The following is a 22869-nucleotide window of genomic DNA, read 5'->3' as shown; positions in this document are numbered from 1 at the left end:
GCACGCACATGATTACCGTTACCGGCGCGAACAAGCGTTACGGCTCGTTCGCCGCGCTCGACAACGTGAGCATCGACATCCCGTCCGGTGAGCTGACCGCCCTGCTGGGTCCGTCGGGGTCCGGTAAGTCGACGCTGCTGCGGTCGATCGCCGGGTTGGAGACGCTGGATTCGGGCGTCGTGACCATCGCCGACCGCGACGTCACCCGGGTATCGCCGCAGAAGCGGGATATCGGGTTCGTCTTCCAGCACTACGCGGCGTTCAAACATATGACCGTCCGCGACAACGTGGCGTTCGGGCTCAAGATTCGCAAGCGGCCCAAGAACGAGATCCGCAAGCGGGTCGACGAATTGCTCGGCATCGTCGGTCTGGACGGGTTCCAGCACCGCTACCCGGCACAGCTGTCGGGTGGCCAGCGGCAGCGCATGGCCCTGGCCCGCGCGCTGGCGGTCGATCCGCAGGTGCTGCTGCTCGACGAACCCTTCGGCGCTCTCGACGCGAAGGTGCGCCAGGACTTGCGCACCTGGTTGCGTCGCCTGCACGAGGAAGTCCACGTGACGACGGTGCTGGTCACCCACGATCAGGAGGAGGCGCTCGACGTCGCCGACCGGATCGCGGTGATGAATGCCGGGCGCATCGAACAGGTCGGCACCCCCGAGGATGTCTACGACCGCCCCGCGAACGAATTCGTCATGTCCTTCCTGGGTGCGGTGGCCAAGCTGAACGGACATCTGGTGCGGCCGCACGATATTCGCATCGGGCGCGACCCGGGTATGGCGCTGGCCGAGCACGAGGGCACCGCGGAGTCGGCCGGCGTCACCCGGGCCACCGTGGAACGGATCGTCCGATTGGGTTTCGAGGTGCGGCTGGAACTGCGCAATGCCGCCACCGGCGATCTGTTCACCGCCCAGGTGACCCGCGGCGATGCCGAGGCACTGCGGCTGGGTGAGGGGGAGACGGTGTTCGCTCGCGCCACCCGGATTCCGGAGCTGCCCGCCGCCTGATCCCGGCACATCGGAGGCACGGGCAGTGGTGCCCTGATCGCACTGCCCGGTCGACGAATTCTTCGATGCGACGGCCGAATTCGCCTGCCGCCGGCGGCTCGGGTCGCCGCCCCGGCCGGCCGGCGGCTCGCGCGGCCCGCACCTCGCCGGATGCTCGATCCGCTTCGGGGACGGCGATTTTCGCGGATGGCCCGACGGTTGCCGTCCTTCGGTATACGGTGTCCGAGGTTACTTGGACGCTTGCTGGCAAACCCGTACCGTTCGGTCGGTGTCGCGAATCGTCCACTGCTCGTGGGAATTGCCTGATTTGTTACCGCAGGTGAAGGCGGATATCTGCGAGATAGGCGAGCTCGTCGTGCGGTGCGGCGGTTGTGCGGACAACCGGTTGTCCGGTGCTTGGCAAGTTCTCAGCACAATGGTTGCCTGAGTGCCGGGTCGGGACAGGTCAGCGAACGGACGCTCGTCGATCGAGGGGAATTGTGATGACGGTTGGGCTCGGAGTGAGTATCGGCACGGTCAACACGGTGTGCGCCATCGATACTGCTGAGAGCGGGAAGGCAACGCGCGGGCGCAGGCGGGGCGCGTCCGGCGAATCCGGTGGGCGTGTGGCCACCGGCCGGGGCCGGCGGGCATCCGGTCCGCGGCAGGCGCAGTCCGCACAGCGGACGGCACCCGGAACCTGGCGCACCACACTGACTTTCGACAGCACCGGCAGCGCCCGGGTAGGACGGATTCCGCGGCACGGCCGCGCGGTCACCGATTTCGCGGACCTCACCGAACGCGGCCGCACCGCCCGGGTCGGCCATCGGTCGCTGTCGTCGGCCGATCTGGTCGCGACGGTGGCCCGGACGGTGGTGGCGGACGTTTCCGCGCATGTGGTGGCGGCCGCGCCGGGCCGTCCGGAAACCGCTGTGGCGGTGACCCATCCGGTGAGCTATTCCGCCGAGCGGGTAGCGGAACTGCGGGCGGCGCTGGACGGCATCGGCCTGTCCCATGCTGCCCTGGTCGCCGAACCGGTCGCGGCCGCGGCCTGGTTGACGGTGGCCCACGGGCCGCTGATGCCGGGGCTGGCGCTGGTCTACGATCTGGGCGGCTCCGGCCTGACCGTCACACTGGTCCGCATCGGGGCGGGCAGCCCGGCTCGCCCGGTGATCGGAGAGCCGTTGCGCTCCACGGCATTCGGCGGTCGCGCATTCGGCGCCAAGATGGCCGCCCAGCAGAACTGGCGCACCGGCGAATCGTCGGCGGCCGATTCCGACGCCGTGATCACCGCCTTGCGTACGGCGCACATCCGCGAGTCCCTCGATGTGGTCTACGACTGCCTGCGTCGCGCCGATGTCACCATGGCCGATGTCGACTGCGTGCTGGTGGTGGGCGGTGCCGCCCGGCCGCCGGAGGTCGCCGCGGTCCTGTCCAGCGCGCTGGCGCGTCCGGTGATCGTCGCTCCCGACCCGGAACGAACCATCGCCGAGGGGGCGGCCATCCTCGCCCGCCGCGCCGCCGAAGCGGCGCAGGACGACGGCGTCGCCGAGCCCGCCGAACGGCCCGCACAGCCGCGGATGCTGCGGCGACGGTTGTCCCGGGTCGCGGTGACCGTCGCGGTCGCGGCCGGTGGCGCCCTGTTCGCGGCGACGGCCGTGGTCGGTGACGAGGCCGGCGCACAATCCATGGGCGCCGGTGTCGTCCACGTACAGCGCTGACCTCGGGCTGATTCGGTCGCATCGTCGACCGGCGACTGCTCCCGCCGCACTCGGCGGGAGCAGTCGGGTCTGGGTGGCGTAGGGTCGCGGGAGCTGTGCGGTGCCGGAATTCCCGGGCCGAGGCGAATCCGGGGGGCTACGGCACGCGTCGGCCGGCCGGCACGGCGGCCGTCGTGGCGTCCGGATCGCGATAGTTGTTGACCACCACCGCAAGACAGGCCAGCGCGATCACCGCGCCGGCCGCGAACATCACCGGGTAGCCGAGGTGCAGCGCATTGTGCAGCAGCGACAACAGGGCCGGTGAACCGAAGCCGAGATAGCTCACCGAGTAGAACACCGCGGTCAACCCGGCGAGATCGTCGGGCCGGGCGATTCGCTCGATCTCCTGCAGCCCGGCGACCATCCCGATGCCGAATCCGAAGCCGAGCACGGCCGCGGTCGCGACGACCGCCCACAGATGCAATGTCGCTGCCGCATACACCGCCGCTCCCATACCGGCCGTGGTCAGCACCAGCGACAGGACCGCGATCCGGGCCGTGCCCGGCAGGTCGATCCGCCGCGCCACCGACTGGATGGCGAAGCCGCAGCCGAGGGTGATCACCGTGATCAGCGCCGAGAAGGCGATCGGTGTCCCGGCGACGCGGTCGGCGGCCAGGGTCGGCAGAATCGCGTACGCCGCGGCGGCCGAGGTGAACAGCCACAGCGCCAAGGGCAGCGCGACGGCGCGAAACCGCCGATGGCCGGCCGCCGGAATCCGCAAATCCTCCCACAGCGGCTGTGGAGTCCGTTGTGTCGCCACGGTTTCCGGTGCGCGCAAAACCCAGACGGCCGCGATCAGGCACAGCGCCACATTGATCAGATAGGCCAGCGTCGCCGGCCACGGCGCCCACTGCGCGAGCACCCCGGCCAGCCCCGCACCGATGGCGAAACCGCCGGTGAGGCTCATCGCCGAGCGCCGCGCCCCGGTCCCCGGAGCCGACGCCGAGGCGAACGGCGGCTGCGACAACTCCTTGACCCAGCTGCTGCCCACGGCCATCGCCAGGCCCAATCCGATACCGCACAGCACTCGGCCGATCGACAGCATCGGCACCGTGCCGGCACCGAAAGCCAGCAGCGTCGAACCGAGGGCCGTGATCAGCGGCGCCGGGCACATCAACCGGCGGCGCCCGTAGCGGTCCGACAGCGGGCCGCCGATCAGCAGTGCGGGCACGATGCCCAGGACGTATTCGAACAGCAGCAGATTCACCGTGGTGACCGGCAGACCGTCGTTCTTGTACATCACCAGCAGCGGGGTGAATTCGTTACCGCCCCAGGCGATCGCGAAGACCGCCGCGGCCACGCCCCACCAGGCGCGGGCGGCGGTGGCGGTGGGAGTGGGGCGGGTGTCGACGAGGGTCGACGCGGTCATCACAGTCCTCTCAATTCCAGCTGGTGCACACCCGAAAGGTGTTCGGCGAGTGCGGTGTCGAATGCGGCGGTATCACCGGCGGCGATCAGATCCGTCAGCCGCGCGTGCTGTTCGACGATGCGGGTGACGTTCATCGGCGCCCGATGCAGGGCGACGCTGTTCATCCGGCGCTGGCGCTCGCGCAGCGAGTCGTAGAACGCGATGAGCAGCGGGTTACCCGCCGCAACCACATATCCGCGATGGAAGTCGGTGTCCTCGGTGGCGAACCGGGACAGCGCCTCCCCATCGGAATTCCCGAGGTCCGCGACGAGTTCGCGCTGGCGGGCGAGGGACGCCTGCAGGGTGTCGACCAGCGCCGAGCGGTCGTCACCGGCGAGTGCGCGCACTGCCGCGGTCTCCACGACGTATCTGGCCTGGGCGACGTGTTCGGCCTCGTGTGAGGGGATCGGGACCACCAGCGCGCCGCGCTTGGGGTACAGCCGCATCCAGCCCTCGGTCTCCAACCGCAGAAATGCCTCCCGCACCGGGGTCCGGGAGGTGCCCAGTTCGGTGGCGATCTCGCCCTCGCTGATCAGCTCCCCGCCGGGCAGGGCCCCGGTCAGAATGCGCTCCTTGATCTCGCGATAGGCGCGCTCGGCCGATGAATACGTCTTAGACACAAGTTGTAGCCTAGCTGGTTCATGGGATGAATTGCCATGTGGGTGCGGACACGTCAGTGCCCGGTTCGAGGGTGGCGGAGGTCTGGCGTCGGTGTTGTGACGCCTCGCACAGTACGGGCGGGTAATACCTTTTTCGATGGCGTCGACCTGGGTATTCGGCCGGTAGACGAGAGGTTTGCGCGATCGTTTCCGGCGGGGCCGGGCGACGATGTTGACCTCCGTCGCTTTAGGTGTAACTATGGGGAACAGTTAACCCATGCGAGATGGAGAGGCTGTGACGACGATGTCCGTTGCCGCGACGCCCGAAGTAGACCCTGTGGTCGCCGAGGCCATGGAATATGCCCAGAAGCTGCTTCTGCTGTCCGAGGGCTCGGTCAACAAGCACTTCGACCCCTTCACCGACATCGACTGGGACAACCCCGATTTCGCAGCCGACGCCGGTGAGAAGCGGTGGATCCTGCCGGAATCCGCCGACCCGCTGGGTCGTCACCCCTGGTACAAGGCGCTGTCGGACGAGCAGAAGATCGCCATCGGCAAGTACCGCCAGGCCAATGTCGCCAAGGTCGGCCTGCAGTTCGAGTCGATCCTGATCAGCGGCATGGTGACGCACAACTTCAGCCTGCCCAACGGTTCGCCCGAGTTCCGGTACTGCTCCCACGAGATGATCGAGGAGCACAACCACACCCTGATGTTCCAGGAGATGGTCAACCGGATCGGTCTCGACGTCCCGGGTATGGGCCCGCTGGTGCGCAAGCTGCGCTACCTGGCCGCGCCGGTCGCCGCCAAGTTCCCGAACCTGTTCTTCATGGCGGTGCTCGCCGGTGAGGAACCGATCGATCACATCCAGAAGCAGATCCTGCGTTCCGGCGAGGAAGTGCACCCGATCATGCGCGGTGTGATGGCGATTCACGTCGCGGAGGAGGCGCGCCACATCTCCTTCGCGCACGAGTTCCTGAAGAAGCACGTGCCCGAGGTCAACGCGGCCGAGAAGTTCGTGCTGTCGATCGCGATGCCGATCGTGATGTGGATCCTGGGCCGGTCCATCGCGACTCCGCCGAAGTCCTTCTTCAAGGAGTTCGACATCCCCGAGGACGTCCGCAAGGAACTGTTCTACGGGTCCGAGGAGGCGCAGCAGACTTTCGCCGATTACTTCATCGACGTGCGCGCCCTCGCCAAGGATCTCGGCCTGATGAATCCCGTGTCGAAGAATGTCTGGAAGATGCTGAAGATCGATGGTCCGGCCAGCCGGTACCGCTCCGAGCCGCAGCGCGCCAAGACCAAAGCCGCCTGAAGGGTAGCCATACAGTGCCGTATGTAGTCACCCAGTCGTGCTGCAGCGACGCCTCCTGCGTCTACGCATGCCCGGTCAATTGCATCCATCCCACGCCGGACGAGCCGGACTTCCGGACGGCGGAGATGCTGTACGTCGACCCCGCGGCATGCGTGGATTGCGGCGCCTGTGCCACGGCCTGCCCGGTGGACGCCATCACCTCCTCGAAGAAGCTGACCGAGGAGCAGAAGCCGTTCATCGAGATCAATGCCGACTTCTATCGGCAGACCCGGCCGCGGCCGCTGCTGGCCAAGCCGATCCCCGCGGCCGAGGTCGACACCGAGCGTGGCCCGCTGCGGGTCGCCATCGTGGGTTCCGGGCCCTCGGCGATGTACGCCGCCGACGAGTTGCTGACCCAGCCCGAGGTCTCCGTCACGGTCTTCGACCGGCTACCGGTGCCCTACGGCTTGGCCCGGCACGGGGTGGCCCCCGACCACACCCGGACCCGGCAGGTGAGCCGGCTGTTCGACGTGATCTCCGCGCAGCCCGGTTTCGGTTCCTACCTGAATGTGGCGGTGGGCGAGGATGTTTCGCATGCCGAGCTGCTCGATCACTTCCATGCCGTGATCTATGCCGTCGGCGCGTCGTCGGACCGGAAGCTGGGTATTCCCGGTGAGGGTCTGCCGGGCAGCCTGTCGGCGACGGAGTTCGTGGCCTGGTACAACGGCCATCCCGATTACGCGCAGCGCAGCTTCGATCTGTCGCAGCGGCGCGCGGTGATCGTCGGCAACGGCAATGTCGCGCTGGACGTGGCTCGCATCCTCACGATGGATCCGGCACTGCTCGATGCCACCGAGGTCTCGCCGGTCGCCCTGGAAGCTCTGCGGCACAGCAAGATCGAGGAAGTCGTGATCGTCGGCCGCCGCGGGCCGGCCGAATCCGCCTTCACCGTCCCGGAGTTCGTGGGCCTGCTCGGTTCCGATATCGACATCGTGGTCGAGGGCGAGGTGCCGGAGCCGACGGCGGATATGCCGCAGAAGGTGGCGCAGAAGCTGAAGCTGCTGCGCAGTGTCGCCGATCGGCCGGTGGGTGCGCGCCGCCGGATCGTCTTCCGCTATCTGTCCTCGCCGGTCGCATTGGTCGGCACCGACAAGGTCACCGGAATCGAACTGGTGCGCAACGAACTCGTCGTCGACGACAGCGGAGTGGTGCGCGCGGTGGCGACCGGGGAGACCGAGACCCTGGATACCGCCCTCGTGCTGGCTTCGGTCGGTTATCGCGGTGTGGCGGTGCCCGGCGTGCCGTTCGACGAAGGCGCCGGGGTGATCCCCAATACCGAGGGACGAGTTCTGGAATCGGTTGGTGGCGAGGTAGTTCCGGGGACGTACGTCACCGGCTGGATCAAGCGCGGCCCCACCGGCTTCATCGGAACCAACAAGTCCTGCGCACAGGAGACCGTGCGACAGCTGGTCGACGATTTCAATGCCGGTCGCCTGCGCCGGCCCGCCGCCGATGCGGCCGAATTCGATCGATTGGTGCAGCGCCGCCGTCCCGATGCGGTTCGCGGCGGGGCCACCTCCCAGCCGTGGTGGAAGCGGAAGCTGCTCGCCCGGGCCTGAGTTCTCGCGGCCGACCGCCCCGATCCGATGTACGGATCGGGGCGGTTGTCGTTTCGGTCGGATCCGTCCGAATGAATTCGCGGGCAACCGGCCAGTGATCCGGTATGCGCCCGATGAATTCGGTTTCAGGAACGGCATGACGGACCTCGAACAGAACACCGGTCGGTATTTATCGAGAGTTACTGTGCCGTAGCCAGTTTTGCCAGCTATTCTCCTGATGGTCATGGTTCCAACTCCCCAATCCTGACTTGGACGCTGGTCTATCAGGGCTTTTGCGCTGTCGACCGGTGGGTATGAAAGCTTTTCCGCCCATTCGGTATTCGTGACCGAGACCGATCAGCTAACCTGTGTGCGCTATTTGGTAAACGACCGCGACCACATGGTTGAACCACTGGGGCCGTGGTCTCGGTGCGTTGACGGGATGGCAATGACGGCTGGCTTCGGCATGAGCATCGGCACAGTGAACTCGGTGTGGGCGGCGACGACCGGAGATCGCGATCGCCCAGCGGTTCGGGTGCGGCGGACGGCGGTGACGTTCGACCGGGGCGGTGACGTCCGGGTCGGCGGCGTGCCCCGATTCGCGCCGGTGATAACGGATTTCGCCGATCTCACGCAATCTCGCGAGCCGGTGGTACTGGGCGGCCGGATCTGGTCGTCGGCCGATCTGGTGGCCGCGGTCGCGACCTGTCTCATCGATGCCAGCGATCCGGTGGCCGGGCCGGTGCTCACCTATCCGGCCTGCTACACCGAACGGCAGATCGCGGCACTGCAGTACGCGTTGCACCGCACGGGCGCATTCGACGTGGTGCTGATGCCGGAGCCGGTCGCCGCGGTCGAATGGCTCGACGACGAATACGGTGTCTCCCCACGAGGATTGACGCTGGTCTACGACCTGGGCGCCAACAGTCTCGATGTGGCGGTGGTGCGTACCGAGGCGCAATGGGAGCAACGCGGCGTGCTGGGTTCGGCGGTGCGCTCCGACGCCTACGGCGGCCGGCCGCTCGGTACCGTGCTGGCACGCTACGCCCGGGCGCTGGCGCCGGATGTGCCGGCGCCGGTATCGAAGGTGGTTCCGGTCGAGGACACCCGGCGGCTACGCACCTGGCATGTGCGCAATTCGCTTCGGGTGGTGCGCCGTTGCCTCGGTCGCGCCGGCGTGTCGATCGACGACGTCGACCGGATCTTGCTGGTGGGCGGGGCCGCGCGGCCGGTCGAGGTCGCGGAGGTGCTCGCCGAACTGGGGCCGCCGGTGGTCGTTTCACCGGATCCGGGCCACACGGTGGCGACCGGTGCCGCCATCGCCTCGGCCCGATTCGCCCGCAGCGGCAGCAATTTCGGGAGGTACGCGCGCGGCGCCGCCGTAGTCTCCTCCGCGGCAGTCGTTTCCGCGCTCGCGATGTCGGCGGCCACCATGATCGGCGGTGGACCGGTCGGAACCGACGGGCCGATCATGGAATTCGCCCCCGCCCTCGCCGGACCCGCGGATTCGGTACGGGAGCAGGCGGGGGAGCTGACGCAACTCCCGAGTTTCGGCGCCGGGTTCGCGGCCCTCGCGGTCCGGGCGGACCGGCTGATGGGTTCGTCGCTGCCCACCCTGCGCGGCTATGCCGGTGCGGCACACAACTTTTCGGACCGATTGAGCGAGCGGGTGGAAAACGCGCTGCTCGACCGTCGTGCCGTCCTGCCGTGCGAGCCGCCCAAGGCCCGGACCTATTCCGATCCAGCCCGGTTCACCAACCCCATGCCGTTCGGGAACCCGGGTACGGCCGCACTGCTCGCCGCGGGCGCCGCCACCCACACCCCGCCGGGCGGCTCCGATCCGGGCACCCCGCCGGACGGGAGCCATGCTCCGGGCAATCCGCCGGCGGCCGGAAATCCGGGCTCCTCGACCGGTGCCACGCAGGGTTCGGCGAACACACCCACGCCGGGAACGGCCCCGGCGCCGGCCGGCACACCGGCATCCGGCGATACCTCACCGGTCGGTACCTCCGCTCCCGATACCTCCTCCGGGCCGGTCGCGGGTACGCCGGCCGAGTCGACGGGTGCGAATTCGTCCGGGACCGTGGGGGATTCGGGCACCTCCGCCGCCGAGTCCGGAACCGCCCACTCCGGCGAAACCGCGAGTCAGGGCAGGCCTGCCGATACCGGTAACGCCGGTGATGCGGCGACGCCGGGCAGCCCGACGAATTCGGATGACGCGAATTCGAGTACATCTCCGCATGCGAGCGCGCCGACCGACTCCGGTGACGCGGCGAACTCGGGTGGCGCAACCAACAGCGGGGAATCCGCGACGTCGAGTGGCACCGGCGCGGGCACCGCCGACTCCTCCGCCGGTGCCGCGCATTCCGCCCCGGGCGCGTCATCGGCCGACAGCGCGCCGAATCCTGTCCCCGCGCCCGGCGCGTCGCAGCCGGCCGGAACCGGCGGAACCGCGTCGACGCCCGGGAGCACACTCGGCACCGGCGGGACGAACACCGCCCCGGCCGTGCCCGCCCGTCCCGGTGGAATGTCGGCGTCGCCGGGCGTCACTCCCCGCCCGGGCGGGCTCGGCACGGGCACCACTCCCGGTGGCGGCTTCCACGGTGGCGGCCTGGGTTCCGGAATGGGCGGCGGCTTCCACGGTGGCGGCTTCGGGGGATTCGGCGGCGGCTTCGGCCACTGAATTCGGCCGCGTGCGACGGGAGTGCGCGCTCGTCACGCCGTGCGTCGCGATTGCAGGACGTCGAGGTAGTGCCGGTTGGTCATGATGCCGAGCAGATTGCCGAACGGATCCACGACCGACGCGGTGACGAAGCCCTCGCCTCGTTCGGTGAGCGGTTGGTGTACAGCGGCGCCCAGATCGAGCAGCCGCCGCAGCGAGGTCGCCGGATCGTCGACGTGCCAGTACAGCAGCGCGCCGCCGACGCCACGTTCCGGGTCCGGGCAGAAGCGGCGGTCGACGATGCCGAGTTCCTGCCGATAGTCGCCGATCCGGAACTCCAGATAGCCGGGTACCTCGAAATACGGTGCAGTGCCGAGCAATTCGGTGTACCAGCTCTTGGCGGCATCCAGGTCGTCGGCGTAGTAGGACACGGTGGTCATGCCTCGCAGCATCGATAACTCCTCGATCGTTTCGGTGTCGACGACGATTCTCGGGCCCAAAGTGCTCACCGAATGATCACTTTTTCGGACAGAATTCCCGCATGCGAGCCGATCGTCTGATTGCGACCCTGCTGCTGATGCAGTCTCGTGGCCGCGTGACCGCCGCCGAGATCGCCGCCGAGCTGGAGGTGTCGGTGGCGACCGCGCGGCGCGATCTCGAAGCGTTGTCCTCGGCCGGGGTGCCGGTGTACCCCCAGCCCGGGCGCGGCGGGGGATGGGCGCTCGTCGGTGGTGCGCGAACCGACCTGAGCGGAATGACCGCCGACGAGGCCCGAGCCCTGTTCCTGCTGCTGGGCCCGGCGGCTTCGGCATCACCCGCGACCCGATCCGCGTTGCGCAAACTCCTGCGTGCGCTGCCGGAGACCTTCCGCGGTGAGGCGCAGGCGGCCGCGGCGGCAACGCTGGTCGACCCGGCCGCGTGGGGGCGGCGTCCGCGAGCGGTGCCACCGGAGGTTGGCATCCTGCAACAAACGGTGGCCCGACGCCGCAGGGTGCGCTTCCGCTACGGTCCCGACGCCCGTGATCGCACCGTCGATCCGTGGGGCGTCGTCGACAAGGGCGGGGTCTGGTATCTGATCGCCGGGACCGAGCGCGGCCGGCGCACCTTCCGGGTCGACCGGATGAGCGAGGTGGTCGCCGGTGACGACAGTGCCGTCGTCCCGGACGAATTCGATCTCGAGCAGGTGTGGTCGGAGGTGGTCGAGGAGTTGGAAGGCCGCCGGGGACGAGTCGAGGCGATCGTCCGGGCCGATCCGGCGGTGGTCCCGGTGCTGCGCGATCGGCTGGGCCGGCACTGCACCGAGGCCGGGCCCGCCGCCGACGGCCGGATCGAGCTGCGCGTCACCGCCCACCTGCCGCGGGCCGTCGCCGAACAGCTCGCCGGATTCGGCAATCGGCTCGAAGTCGTTGCACCCGAATCCGTTCGGGCCGAGATGGCACTGCTGGCGGCCGAACTGAACGAGATCTACGGCGGGCCGGTGCGCCGATGCGGCGAGGGCCCCACCGACCACGGTTCCACCCGCTGATCGGGCGTTTCGGTTCGGATGGGCTGTACCGCCGGGTAACCGCGGCGGCGATATCGGTGCAGCCGCACGATCGGTGACAATGACCCGGTGAACAGTCCTCGACTGATTGCCCTGGACGTCGACGGGACCATCCTGCAGGCGGGCGCACCCATGAGTCCGCGCGTTCGTGCGGCGGTGCGCGCCGCGGTCGACGCGGGCGCCCACGTGGTGGTCACCACCGGTCGCACCCTACTGGCCACCCGGCTCGTGATGGAGGAGCTGGGACTCGAGGAAGGCCAGGCACTGTGTTCGAACGGCGCTGTGCACGTGGATATTTCGAATTGGGAGCCGCTGGCGGTCCATACCTTCGATCCCGAGCCCGCGGTCGCGAAACTGCGTGCGCTCCTTCCCGACATGGTGCTCTCGGTCGAGAAGGTGGGCGTGGGCACCTGGGCCACCGGCTACTACCCCGGGAGCTTCCGGCTCGGTGAATTCCGCTTCGTCGACGACGCCGAACTGAGCCTGGAACCGACCACCCGGCTCAACGGCTGGTGGCCCGGCGGCAGTCTCGCCGAAATGATCGAGGCCGTCGGCGAACTGGATCTGCCGGGGGCCGGCTGGGTGCACGGTGAGGACGAACCCTGGCTGGTCGCCTCCAAACAGGGCGTGTCGAAAGGCTGGGCGCTGGAACAACTTCGGCTCGAACTCGGGATCGAGCCGGAGGAGACCCTCGCGATCGGCGACGGCTACAACGACATCGAAATGCTCACCTGGGCCGGCCATTCCGTGGCCATGGGCAACGCGGTCCCTGCGGTGCGCGAGATCGCCGACGAGACGACGGCCGATATCGCGGAAGACGGCGCCGCCTTGGTCCTGGAACGCTGGTTCGGGAACTGATCCGCCGGATACTCCCGGTGAGCGGGTGAACAAATCGTGCGAACCCAGTCGCGATTGCGGGTTCCGCATCGTCGCCGAGGTTCGCAGGAAAAGTTCGGGCAGTCCTAGGCGGACAGGTCGAGCCGATCGCGATCGGCGGCGTCGTGGCGATCGACGGCGACGTCGACGAGGAGCCGGTGGGCGCCGATGGTGGGCGCGTGTCGGAGGGTGGGATCGGCGGCGGCGAGACGGTCGGTCAGCAGACCGGGAGCCAGGAACCAGGGCGCGACGACGACGCGCCGCGCACCAAGACGCCGTAGCTCCGACACCGCCTGCGGCAGTGCGGGTTCCGTCGTCGCGAAGCAGATCGCGGTCCGCCACGACGTGCCCACGGCCAGGGCCGCGGCGACCTGCTCGGTGATCCGATTGGCTGCCGCCGACGACGAACCGACCGCGGCGACCGCGACACCGAGGCCGGAATCGGCGGGATCGGCGCCCAGACTCACCACGCGGTCGCGCAGGGCCGTGACGAGCCGCTCATCGGTGCCGAGCACATCGGCCTGGACGATGCGCAGCAGCGGATGCCGGTTGCGCGCGGCCGCGAGAATGCCGGGCAGGTCCACGCGGGCGTGAAAGGCGCTGCCCAGCAGCAGCGGAACCACCACCACCTCGGCATGACCCTGTGCGGCAACGGCATCGATGACCTGCTCGACCGAAGGGGTGTTCAGGTCCAGGAACGCCAGTCGTACGTCGGCATCCGGGCGTCGTCCGGCGATCTCGGCGACCACGGCGGACATCGTCGCGGCCGAACGCGGATCACGGCTCCCGTGCGCGACCGCGATGAACGCCGGGGCGCGACGGGTGACCGAATCGCGGATCCGCCGGGACGTCGGCACCGGAGACGACTCGGCCGCCGGACCAGCACCACGATCGGTGCCGGCTCCGGCGTCGGCGAGAGCGGTGCCGGGTGGCGCCGTGGGTGCGGCGAACGGCCGGTATGACCACTCACCGCTCACGAACATCCCACCGGCGGAGTTCATCTCAGCTTCCGACCTCGACCGAGGTCAGCACATCGCCCACCAGGCCGGCGGCCAGCGTGTTACCGCCGGCCGGATCGATCAGCAGGAAGCTGCCGGTGTAGCGATTGACCCGGTAGTCGTCGGCCGCGATCGGTTCCGCGACCCGCACCGAGATGCGGCCGATATCGTTGAGCGCCAACGATTCCGGATTCGGATCGGCGGCCAGATTCTGCTCGTCGAACCGCTCGATCAGCGTGCCGACGATGGCCTGGGTGGTGCGGGTACCGTGCTTGAGCAGCAGTCGCGCGCCGGGCCGCAGCGGTTTGTCGCCGAGCCAGCACACGGTGGCGTCGAAGGCGTCGATCGGCTCGGGCGCGTCGGCGGCCGCGACGATGGTGTCGCCGCGCGAGATGTCCACCTCGTCGGTGAGCAGCAGCGTCACACTGCGTCCGGGCTGGGCCGACGGCAGCTCACCGTCGGCGGTGTCGATCCGCTCGACCGTGGTCCGGATACCGGACGGCAGCACGACGACCTCATCGCCCTTGGCCACCACACCGGCGGCGACCTGGCCCGCGTAACCGCGGTAGTCGGGGTATTCCGGCGTGCGCGGGCGAATCACATACTGGACGGGGAATCGCAGGCCCACCTGGTGGCGGCCGGTGCTGTCGGCGTCGACCGGTACCGACTCCAGATGTTCGATCAGCGAGGGCCCGTCGTAGTACGGTGTGTTCGCCGAGCGGGAGGCGATGTTGTCCCCGTGCAGCGCCGAGACCGGGATCTCGACGACATCCTCGGGCGCCCAGCCGAGCTTGGCGGTCAACTCGTTGAACTCGGCGACGATCTGCCGGAACACCGCCTCGGCGTCGTCGACCAGATCGATCTTGTTCACCGCCAGCACCAGCTTGGGCACCCCCAGCAGCGCCATCACGGCGGCGTGCCGGCGGGTCTGCTCGATGACACCCTTGCGGGCGTCCACGAGCAGGATCACCAGCTGCGCGGTCGAGGCGCCGGACACGGTGTTGCGGGTGTACTGCACATGTCCGGGAGTGTCGGCCAGCACGAAGGACCGCTTGGGGGTCGCGAAGTAGCGGTAGGCGACATCGATGGTGATGCCCTGCTCCCGCTCTGCCCGCAGGCCGTCGACCAGCAGCGAGAGATCCGGAGTGGCGAGACCCTTGTCGACCGAGGCGCGGGTGACGGCGTCGATCTGGTCGGCCAGCACCGATTTCGTGTCGTAGAGCAGGCGTCCGACCAGTGTGGACTTGCCGTCGTCGACACTGCCGGCGGTGGCCAGTCTCAGTAGGTCGGACATCAGAAATAACCCTCTCGCTTGCGGTCTTCCATGGCGGCCTCGGAGACGCGGTCGTCGCCCCGGGTCGCGCCCCGTTCGGTGAGTCGCGACGCGGCGACCTCGGCGAGAATGTCCTCGTTGGTCGCGGCATCGGAAAGTATTGCGCCGGTGGTGGATCCGTCGCCGACGGTGCGGTAGCGCACCGACTTGATCACCAGTTCCTCGCCCTCGCGGGGGCCGCCCCAGGAGCCGGGGGTCATCCACATGCCGTCCCGCTGGAACACGGGCCGCTCGTGCGCGTAGTAGATGGTGGCCAATTCGATGTTCTCGCGGGCGATGTAGCGCCAGATGTCGAGTTCGGTCCAGTTGCTCAACGGGAAGACCCGGACATGTTCACCCGGCGCGTGCCGACCGTTGTACAGATTCCACAGCTCCGGGCGCTGCCGCTTCGGGTCCCATCGGCCGAACGCGTCGCGCAGCGAGAAGATCCGTTCCTTGGCCCGGGACCGCTCCTCGTCCCGGCGGCCGCCGCCGAAGACGGCGTCGAACCGGTTCTCGCTGATGGCGTCCAGCAGCGGCACGGTCTGCAGCGGGTTGCGGATACCGTCCGGACGTTCGGTGAGCCGGCCGTCGGCCAGGTACTCCTCGACGCTGGCGACGTGCAGGCGCAGGCCGTACTTCTCGACCACGTGATCGCGGAAGGCCAGCACCTCGTCCAGGTTGTGGCCGGTGTCCACGTGCAGCAGGGAGAACGGCAGCGGCGCCGGCCAGAACGCCTTGAGCGCCAGGTGCAGCAGCACCGTGGAGTCCTTACCGCCGGAGAACAGGATCACCGGGCGCTCGAATTCGCCTGCCACCTCGCGGAAAATGTGGATGGCTTCGCTCTCGAGGGCGGCAAGGGTGTCGAAGCCCTCGAGCGAAGCGAGAACGTCGGATTCTGTATCGGTCACCATTGAAGTCATGAGGCGTGCAACCCGCATTCGGTCTTGGCGAGGCCGGCCCAACGGCCGCTTCGCGGATCGGCTCCCGGTTCCGGCTTCCGTGTGCACGGAGCGCAACCGATGGACGGATATCCCTCCTCGACAAGGGGGTTGACGAGAATGCCGTGCTGCTCGATGTAGGCGGCCATCTCGTCGTCGGACCAGGCGGCGATCGGATTGATCTTCACCAGGCCGAAGCCCTCGTCGAAGGAGATCAGGGGCGCGTTGGCCCGGGTGGGGGCCTCCACGCGCCGGATGCCGGTCACCCAGGCGTTGTACCCGGCCAGCGATTTCTGTAGCGGCACCACCTTGCGCAGCCGGCAGCATTCGTTCGGCTCGCGCGCGAACAGATCCTTGCCGAGCAGGCGATCCTGTTCGGCCACACTGTGTTCGGGCTGCACGTTGACGATGTTCACGCCGTAGACGGTCTCGACCGCGTCGCGCGTGCCGATGGTTTCGGCGAAGTGATAGCCGGTATCGAGGAACAGCACGTCGACGCCGGGGCGGACCTGCGCGGCCAACTGCACCAGCACCGCGTCCTGCATATTGGAGGCGACGATGTAACCGGAACCGAAGGTGTCGTCGGTCCACTGCAGCAGTTCGGTGGCCGAAGCGTCCGGACCGAGTTGCGCCGCGCCGTCGGCGGCGATCCGGCGCAGTTCGTCCTCGCTCAGCTTTTCCAAAGTGGTTGCCATATCAGAAATCTCCCGTTACCGAAGGTCGGCTTCGTCCGCGCGGACAGCCCACTCCGCGAACCGCTCACCCTCGTTGCGGTTCTTGACGAAATTGCGTACGACGCGCTCGATGTATTCACCGAGTTCGGCGCTGGTCACCTTGTGCTGGCGCAGTTTGCGCCCGAAGGCGGCGTTGAACCCGAGGCTGCCGCCCAGATGAACCTGGAAGCCCTCCACCTGATTCCCGCTGCCGTCGTCGACCAGCTGGCCCTTGAAACCGATATCGGCGATCTGCGAACGGGCGCAGGAGTTCGGGCAGCCGTTGATATTGATGGTGATCGGCACGTCGATCTGGGCGTTGATATCGGCCAGCCGCTCGTCCAGATCCGGAATCAGATCCTGGGACCGCCGCCGGGTTTCGACGAACGACAGCTTGCAGAACTCGATCCCGGTGCAGGCCACCAGGTTTCGACGCCAAACCGAGGGTCGGGCCTGCAGGCCCAGCGGCTCCAGCTCGGCGATGAGGTCCTCGACCTTGTCGTCGGCGATATCGAGCACGATCAGCTTCTGATACGGCGTGAAGCGGACACGATCGGAGCCGTACTTCTCCATCGCGTCGGCGACCTTCGTCAGCACGGTGCCGGAAACGCGGCCCGCGATGGGGGAGAAGCCGACGGCGTTGAGACCGTTGCGCAGCTTCTGCACCCCCACGTGGTCGATGATCTTCTTCGGCTGTTCCGGCGCCGGTCCGTCGATCAGCTTGCGCTTCAGATACTCGGTCTCGAGCACCTCGCGGAACTTCTCGACGCCCCAGTCCTTGATCAGGAACTTCAACCGCGCCTTGCTGCGCAACCGGCGGTAGCCGTAGTCGCGGAAGACCGATACCACCGCCTCCCACACGTCCGGCACCTCTTCCAGCGGAATCCAGGCGCCGGTCCGCTGGCCGAGCATCGGATTGGTGGACAGCCCGCCGCCGACCCACAGGTCCAGTCCCGGACCGTGTTCCGGGTGCACGACACCGATGAAGGCGACGTCGTTGACCTCGTGCACCACATCCTGCTGGCCGGAGATCGCGGTCTTGAACTTGCGCGGCAGGTTGGACAGGTTCTTGTCGCCGATGTAGCGGCGGTTGATCTCCTCGATCGCCCAGGTCGGGTCGAGCACCTCGTCCAGCGATTCGCCGGCCAGCGGCGAGCCGATCACCACGCGCGGGCAGTCGCCACAGGCCTGCGTCGTCTTGAGGCCGACGTCCTCGAGCCGCCGCCAGATCTCGGGAACGTTCTCGATCTCGATCCAGTGGTACTGGAGGTTCTCGCGGTCGGACAGGTCCGCGGTATCGCGCGCGAACTCGGTCGAGATACCGCCGAGGGTGCGCAGCTGGGCGAGATTCAGGGCGCCGCCGTCGCAGCGCACCCGCATCATGAAGTAGCTGGCCTCGAGCAGATCGATGTTCTCGTCACCGGTGAACGTGCCGTCGTACCCCTGCTCGCGCTGGGTGTAGAGGCCCCACCAGCGCATCCGGCCCCGCAGATCGGCCTTGTCGATGGAGTCGAATCCGGCCTTGGAATAGATGTTCTCGATCCGAGCGCGGACGTTGAGCGGATGGTCGTCCTTCTTGCTCTGCTCGTTGGCGTTCAGCGGTTCCCGGTATCCGAGCGCCCACTGGCCCTCGGATTTCTTGCGGCGGACCGGACCGGTGCGTTCCCGCGGGCCCGCCGGGGCCTGGGCGCGGGGACGGTCGGGCCGCACCCGGCGCTCCCGTTCGGGACGGGCGGATTCGGGTGTGGCCGGACCGGCGTCGGTACTCGACGTCATAGGGGGTCGCTCCTGAAGAAGATGGATCAGCCTTGCGGCAGGCGGGAGGGGCTGGCTCGCGCCTTCGGTATTCAGCGAATCGGACCGATCGGCATCACAGACGACGCCGGGAATCGGGATAGGGTGGCCGAGCTACCGGAGGCGATCCGGCAGACAGCTGGCGCTGCAGACACGCTTGAAGTCGACGTGGCGACGTGCCACGAGGCGTACTCCAAGTCCGGTCATGCGACTCATTGTGCCATGTCAGATGGGTCTTTCCGACGGGTGGGTGATATTTCCCCCGAAAAAGCGGGAAATTCCCTGGACGGACGTCCTAATTTGTGAGATGCGTCATAGATCAACCGGATTCGTTCCGAGCGGGGGCGTGTGGGCGGTCACTCGACGGCCGGAGGGCACACTGGGGGAGTGACCGTTGCCCCCACCGAACACGCCGCCGCCCCGGCTCCGATGCTGGGCGATTTCGGCGGCGGTCCGTTCGGAATCTACGTCCACGTACCGTTCTGCGCGACGCGCTGTGGATACTGCGATTTCAACACCTACACGGCGGGGGAATTGGGTACCTCGGCCTCGCCGCAATCGTGGCTCGCGGCGCTGCGCGGAGAACTGGCAACGGCGGCAGCGGCTTTCGACGCGCTGCCGACGGCTCAACCGCCGGTGTCCACGGTTTTCGTCGGCGGCGGCACCCCCTCGCTGCTGGGTGGCGACGGGCTCGCCGAGGTCCTCGCGGCGATCCGCGCCAACTTCACCCTCGCCCCCGGGGCCGAGGTGACCACCGAATCCAATCCGGAATCGACCTCGCCGCACTTCTTCGACCGCATCCGCGCCGCGGGCTACACCCGGGTCTCGCTGGGCATGCAGTCGGCGGCCACGCACGTGCTGCGCATCCTCGATCGCACGCACACGCCCGGTCGTGCGGTCGCCGCGGCCCGCGAGGCCCGCGCCGCCGGGTTCGACCACGTCAACCTCGACCTCATCTACGGCACCCCGGGAGAATCGGATGCCGATCTCGATGCCAGCCTCGACGCCGTTCTGGCGGCCGGCGTCGACCACGTCTCGGCGTACTCCTTGATCGTCGAGGACGGCACCGCGATGGCCCGCAAGGTTCGCCGCGGTGAACTGCCGGCTCCCGACGAGGACACCCTCGCCGCCCGCTACGAACGCATCGACGCGCGGCTGGCCGCCGCCGGATTCGACTGGTACGAGGTATCGAACTGGGCCACAACCACTTCCGCGCGGTGTCGGCACAACCTCGGCTACTGGGACGGCGGCGACTGGCTCGGCGCGGGCCCCGGCGCGCACAGTCATCTCGGCGGGGTGCGCTGGTGGAATGTGAAGCATCCGGGCCGCTATGCCGAGCGGGTGGCCCGGGGCGGTCTGCCCGCGGCCGGCTGGGAGCAGCTCACGGCGGCCGAGCGGTACACCGAGCGGGTGATGCTGGCGGTGCGGCTGCGCACCGGCCTGCCGGTGCGGGAACTCGATCCCGACGGGCGGTCCGCCGGTGAGCGGCTGGTCTCCGACGGTCTGGTCGTGCTCGACGGGGACCGGCTGGTGCTCACCGCGCGCGGACGGCTGCTCGCCGACGCGGTGGTTCGCGATCTGCTCGCGTAATGGCCTCCGGCGCTGTTCGATCCGACCGGAAATCGCCACTGCCGAGCGGTGGCCGCGGTCGACAGCGTAGGGTTCGAGGCAACGCAAGGAGACACATGTCACAGGCACGCCACATCACACTTGTCCACGAGCAGAGCGAGTTCGCCGAAACGCGTGCCGCAGAGAAGGCCGAGGCCGCCCGCCGCGGTGCGCTGGCCGCCCGGGCTGTTGCCAGCCATTCCACCGGGGTCGACGACTGCCGCGCCCTGTTGTCGATGCTGGGGTTGGACGCGACCGCCGGCAAACTGGGCGTCGCGGTCGACTGACCGCGATCCGACTCGCCATCGTCCCTGCGCTCTTCTTCGCCGCGCGCAGACACTGTGTGACCGCACACTCGGGAAGTCCGACGCACAGGAATTAAACTGGAGTCGGATCAACCGGGTATCCGCGTGATCGCTGCTGCCCGTGTGCGGCCGTGTGGAACCCGATGGCGAGCGAGGAGGTGGGGCCCGATGTCGAGCACCGAGAAGCGGCGGCTCGAGGTCCTGCGGGCGATCGTCGCGGACTATATCGCGACCAAGGAGCCGATCGGCTCGAAAACCCTGGTCGACAAGCACAACCTGGGCGTGTCCAGCGCGACCGTGCGCAACGATATGGCGGTACTGGAGGCGGAGGGCTATATCACCCAGCCGCACACCAGTTCCGGCCGTATCCCGACCGACAAGGGCTATCGGCAATTCGTCGACAACATCGCCGAGGTGAAGCCGCTGTCGAACGCCGAGCGCCGGGCGATCATGGAATTCCTGGAAAGCGGCGTGGATCTCGATGATGTGCTGCGCCGCGGGGTGCGGCTGCTGGCGCAGCTGACCCGTCAGGTCGCGATGGTGCAGTACCCGACGGTGTCGGCCTCCACCGTGCGGCACATCGAGGTCGTGGCGCTCAATCCCGCGCGGTTGCTGCTGGTGGTGATCACCGATACCGGCCGGGTGGATCAGCGCCTGGTCGACCTGGGCGCGGTCATCGACGACGAGGATCTGGCCGCGCTGCGCGGCATGCTCGGCAAGGCGATGGACGGCAAGCGGCTCGCGGCCGCCTCCACCGCGGTCGCCGAACTGCCGGAGAACGCCCCGGCCCGGCTGCGCGACGTCCTGGTCCGGGTGTCGACCGTCCTGGTGGAGACGCTCGTCGAACACCCCGAGGAACGCCTGGTGCTGGGCGGCACCGCCAATCTCACCCGCAACGCCGCGGACTTCGGCTTCCCGGGTTCGCTGCGCGCGGTGCTCGAAGCACTCGAGGAGCAGGTGATCGTGCTGAAACTGCTGGCCGCCGCGCAGCAGCCGGGCACGGTGACCGTGCAGATCGGGGAGGAGACCAGGGTCGAACAGATGCGCGGTACCGCCGTGGTATCCACCGGGTACGGTATGCCGGGTACCGTGCTGGGAGGTATGGGAGTGGTCGGCCCGACCCGGATGGACTACCCCGGCACGATCGCTTCGGTCGCCGCGGTCGCCCGCTATATCGGTGAGGTGCTCGCGGAACGATGAGCCCGCCCGACGACCGGGATCCGCACCGGCCGGCACCGCAGTTCGCCGGTTGGCCAAAGTGAACACGGCAGCATCGCCTGCGACCGGGGATGCTGAACCAACCATTCGGAACAGGACTAGAGACTCAAGTGGCACGGGACTACTACGGAATTCTCGGCGTCGGGCGTAACGCGTCCGATCAGGAGATCAAGCGCGCCTACCGCAAGCTGGCGCGGGAGCTGCACCCCGACGTCAACCCGGATCCGGATGCCCAGGAACGGTTCCGCGAGGTCTCCACCGCTTACGAGGTCCTGACCGACGCCGAGAAGCGGCGAATCGTGGATTTGGGCGGCGACCCGATGGAGTCGGCCGGCGCGGGCGGCGGCTTCTCCGGGGCCGGCTTCGGTGGTCTGGGCGATGTCTTCGAGGCCTTCTTCGGCGGCATGAACGCCACCAGTGCGCGCAAGCCGCGGGGACGGGTGCAGCCGGGCGCGGATTCGCTACTGCGGACGCGACTTTCGCTGGCCGAATGCGCGGTCGGTGTCACCAAACACCTGACCGTCGACACTGCGGTGCTGTGCGATCTGTGTCAGGGCTCGGGCACCAACGGCAATTCCAAGCCGGTTCGCTGTGAGACCTGCGGCGGTGCCGGCGAGGTGCAGACCGTGCAGCGCTCGTTCCTGGGTCAGGTGATGACCTCGCGGCCGTGTCCGACCTGCCGCGGCACCGGCGAGACGATTCCGGACCCCTGCCGCAAATGCGGTGGCGACGGCCGGGTGCGGGCGCGCCGGGAGATCGCGGCGCCGATTCCGGCCGGTGTCGCCAACGGCATGCGCGTGCGGCTGGCCGCGCAGGGTGAGATCGGTCCCGGTGGCGGCCCGGCCGGCGACCTCTACGTCGAAATCGTGGAACAGCCGCACGACACCTTCGTGCGTGACGGTGACGATCTGCACTGCACCATCCGGGTTCCGATGGTCGACGCCGCGCTCGGCACGACCGTGGTGATCGACACCATTCTGGACGGCCCGACCGAGCTGACCATTCCGCCGGGCACGCAGCCCGGGGAGGTGTCGGTACTGCGCGGGCACGGGATGCCCAAGCTGCGGTCCAGCTCGCGGGGTGATCTGGTCGCGCATCTGGACATCGTGATCCCGACGAAGCTGGACAACAAGCAGTTCGACCTGCTGCGCAAGTATCAGGCGACGCGCAACGGGGAACGGACCGAGGTGCTGTCGGCGCAGTCCGAACACAACAGCGGGCTGTTCGCGCGCCTGCGGGCGTCGTTCAGCGGCCGCTGAA

General features: G+C 68.4%; 20 protein-coding genes. 11 read left to right on the top strand and 9 right to left on the bottom strand.

What is annotated here, in order from left to right:
- Positions 1–8 precede the first annotated feature (8 nt).
- Both ON37_RS17730 and ON37_RS17725 read left to right on the top strand, forming a co-directional pair.
- A complete protein-coding gene (locus tag ON37_RS17730) occupies positions 9–1004 on the top strand; it encodes a sulfate/molybdate ABC transporter ATP-binding protein (protein WP_040720698.1) in 996 nt (331 codons plus the stop codon).
- 605 nt (positions 1005–1609) lie between these two features.
- A complete protein-coding gene (locus tag ON37_RS17725) occupies positions 1610–2704 on the top strand; it encodes an Hsp70 family protein (protein ID WP_051031713.1) in 1095 nt (364 codons plus the stop codon).
- A 136-nt stretch (positions 2705–2840) separates the two neighbouring features.
- Here the strand turns inward: ON37_RS17725 and ON37_RS17720 are convergent, their stop codons facing one another.
- Both ON37_RS17720 and ON37_RS17715 read right to left on the bottom strand, forming a co-directional pair.
- Positions 2841–4112: an MFS transporter gene (locus tag ON37_RS17720; protein WP_040720697.1), complete on the bottom strand. Its 1272-nt coding sequence runs from the start codon at positions 4110–4112 to the stop codon at positions 2841–2843.
- A complete protein-coding gene (locus tag ON37_RS17715; protein WP_040720696.1) occupies positions 4112–4771 on the bottom strand; it encodes a GntR family transcriptional regulator in 660 nt (219 codons plus the stop codon). Before ON37_RS17715 ends, ON37_RS17720 begins: the two co-directional genes overlap by 1 nt.
- Positions 4772–5054: 283 nt before the next feature.
- Between ON37_RS17715 and ON37_RS17710 the strand changes: the two genes are divergently transcribed.
- The 3 genes from ON37_RS17710 (at position 5055) to ON37_RS34490 (ending at position 10322) form a co-directional block, all read left to right on the top strand.
- A complete protein-coding gene (locus ON37_RS17710) occupies positions 5055–6062 on the top strand; it encodes an AurF N-oxygenase family protein (protein WP_040720695.1) in 1008 nt (335 codons plus the stop codon).
- Between the two features lie 14 nt (positions 6063–6076).
- On the top strand, positions 6077–7660 hold the full coding sequence (locus tag ON37_RS17705; protein WP_040720694.1) for an FAD-dependent oxidoreductase: 1584 nt from the start codon (positions 6077–6079) through the stop codon (positions 7658–7660).
- A 445-nt stretch (positions 7661–8105) separates the two neighbouring features.
- A complete protein-coding gene (locus ON37_RS34490) occupies positions 8106–10322 on the top strand; it encodes an Hsp70 family protein (protein ID WP_051031711.1) in 2217 nt (738 codons plus the stop codon).
- A 32-nt stretch (positions 10323–10354) separates the two neighbouring features.
- On the opposite strand, the gene ON37_RS17695 is transcribed toward ON37_RS34490, so the two are convergent.
- The gene (locus tag ON37_RS17695; RefSeq protein ID WP_040720742.1) at positions 10355–10753 is read right to left on the bottom strand and encodes a VOC family protein; all 399 of its coding nucleotides are present in this window, start codon (positions 10751–10753) and stop codon (positions 10355–10357) included.
- 89 nt (positions 10754–10842) lie between these two features.
- Between ON37_RS17695 and ON37_RS17690 the strand changes: the two genes are divergently transcribed.
- The gene (locus ON37_RS17690) at positions 10843–11826 is read left to right on the top strand and encodes a helix-turn-helix transcriptional regulator (protein ID WP_051031710.1); all 984 of its coding nucleotides are present in this window, start codon (positions 10843–10845) and stop codon (positions 11824–11826) included.
- Positions 11827–11913: 87 nt separating this feature from the next.
- A complete protein-coding gene (locus ON37_RS17685; protein ID WP_040720693.1) occupies positions 11914–12702 on the top strand; it encodes an HAD family hydrolase in 789 nt (262 codons plus the stop codon).
- A gap of 104 nt (positions 12703–12806) precedes the next feature.
- Here ON37_RS17685 and ON37_RS17680 read toward each other — a convergent pair whose 3' ends face one another.
- The 6 genes from ON37_RS17680 to ON37_RS34700 form a co-directional block, all read right to left on the bottom strand.
- Positions 12807–13559: a sirohydrochlorin chelatase gene (locus ON37_RS17680; protein ID WP_373282046.1), complete on the bottom strand. Its 753-nt coding sequence runs from the start codon at positions 13557–13559 to the stop codon at positions 12807–12809.
- Positions 13560–13722: 163 nt separating this feature from the next.
- Positions 13723–15012, bottom strand: a complete 1290-nt coding sequence (locus tag ON37_RS17675; RefSeq protein WP_040720692.1) for a sulfate adenylyltransferase subunit 1 — start codon at positions 15010–15012, stop codon at positions 13723–13725.
- Positions 15012–15944 (bottom strand): sulfate adenylyltransferase subunit CysD, encoded by a 933-nt coding sequence (gene cysD, locus ON37_RS17670; RefSeq protein ID WP_373282044.1) that lies wholly within the window; start codon positions 15942–15944, stop codon positions 15012–15014. Before cysD ends, ON37_RS17675 begins: the two co-directional genes overlap by 1 nt.
- 5 nt (positions 15945–15949) lie before the next feature.
- On the bottom strand, positions 15950–16666 hold the full coding sequence (locus ON37_RS17665; protein WP_040720690.1) for a phosphoadenylyl-sulfate reductase: 717 nt from the start codon (positions 16664–16666) through the stop codon (positions 15950–15952).
- 15 nt (positions 16667–16681) lie between these two features.
- Entirely contained in the window at positions 16682–18460 is a 1779-nt protein-coding gene (locus ON37_RS17660) for a nitrite/sulfite reductase (protein WP_040720688.1), read from the bottom strand.
- A 132-nt stretch (positions 18461–18592) separates the two neighbouring features.
- Complete coding sequence (locus ON37_RS34700; RefSeq protein ID WP_368854180.1) at positions 18593–18685, bottom strand: Ms4527A family Cys-rich leader peptide; 93 nt, start codon at positions 18683–18685, stop codon at positions 18593–18595.
- 222 nt (positions 18686–18907) lie between these two features.
- Here ON37_RS34700 and hemW point away from each other — a divergent pair, with 222 nt between their 5' ends.
- The 4 genes from hemW (at position 18908) to dnaJ (ending at position 22868) form a co-directional block, all read left to right on the top strand.
- Entirely contained in the window at positions 18908–20068 is a 1161-nt protein-coding gene (hemW, locus tag ON37_RS17655) for a radical SAM family heme chaperone HemW (RefSeq protein ID WP_040720738.1), read from the top strand.
- 95 nt (positions 20069–20163) lie between these two features.
- Entirely contained in the window at positions 20164–20373 is a 210-nt protein-coding gene (locus tag ON37_RS17650) for a hypothetical protein (RefSeq protein ID WP_040720687.1), read from the top strand.
- 186 nt (positions 20374–20559) lie between these two features.
- Positions 20560–21591, top strand: coding sequence for a heat-inducible transcriptional repressor HrcA (hrcA, locus tag ON37_RS17645; RefSeq protein ID WP_040720686.1), 1032 nt, complete (start codon positions 20560–20562; stop codon positions 21589–21591).
- A gap of 128 nt (positions 21592–21719) precedes the next feature.
- Positions 21720–22868, top strand: coding sequence for a molecular chaperone DnaJ (gene dnaJ, locus ON37_RS17640; RefSeq protein ID WP_040720685.1), 1149 nt, complete (start codon positions 21720–21722; stop codon positions 22866–22868).
- The last annotated feature ends 1 nt before the right edge of the window (position 22869 follow it).

It is taken from the genome of Nocardia veterana NBRC 100344 (genome assembly GCF_000308855.1).
Lineage (GTDB): Bacteria > Actinomycetota > Actinomycetes > Mycobacteriales > Mycobacteriaceae > Nocardia > Nocardia veterana.
The sequence above is the reverse complement of the archived record's forward strand: the minus strand, read 5'-3'. Positions and strand labels throughout refer to the sequence as shown.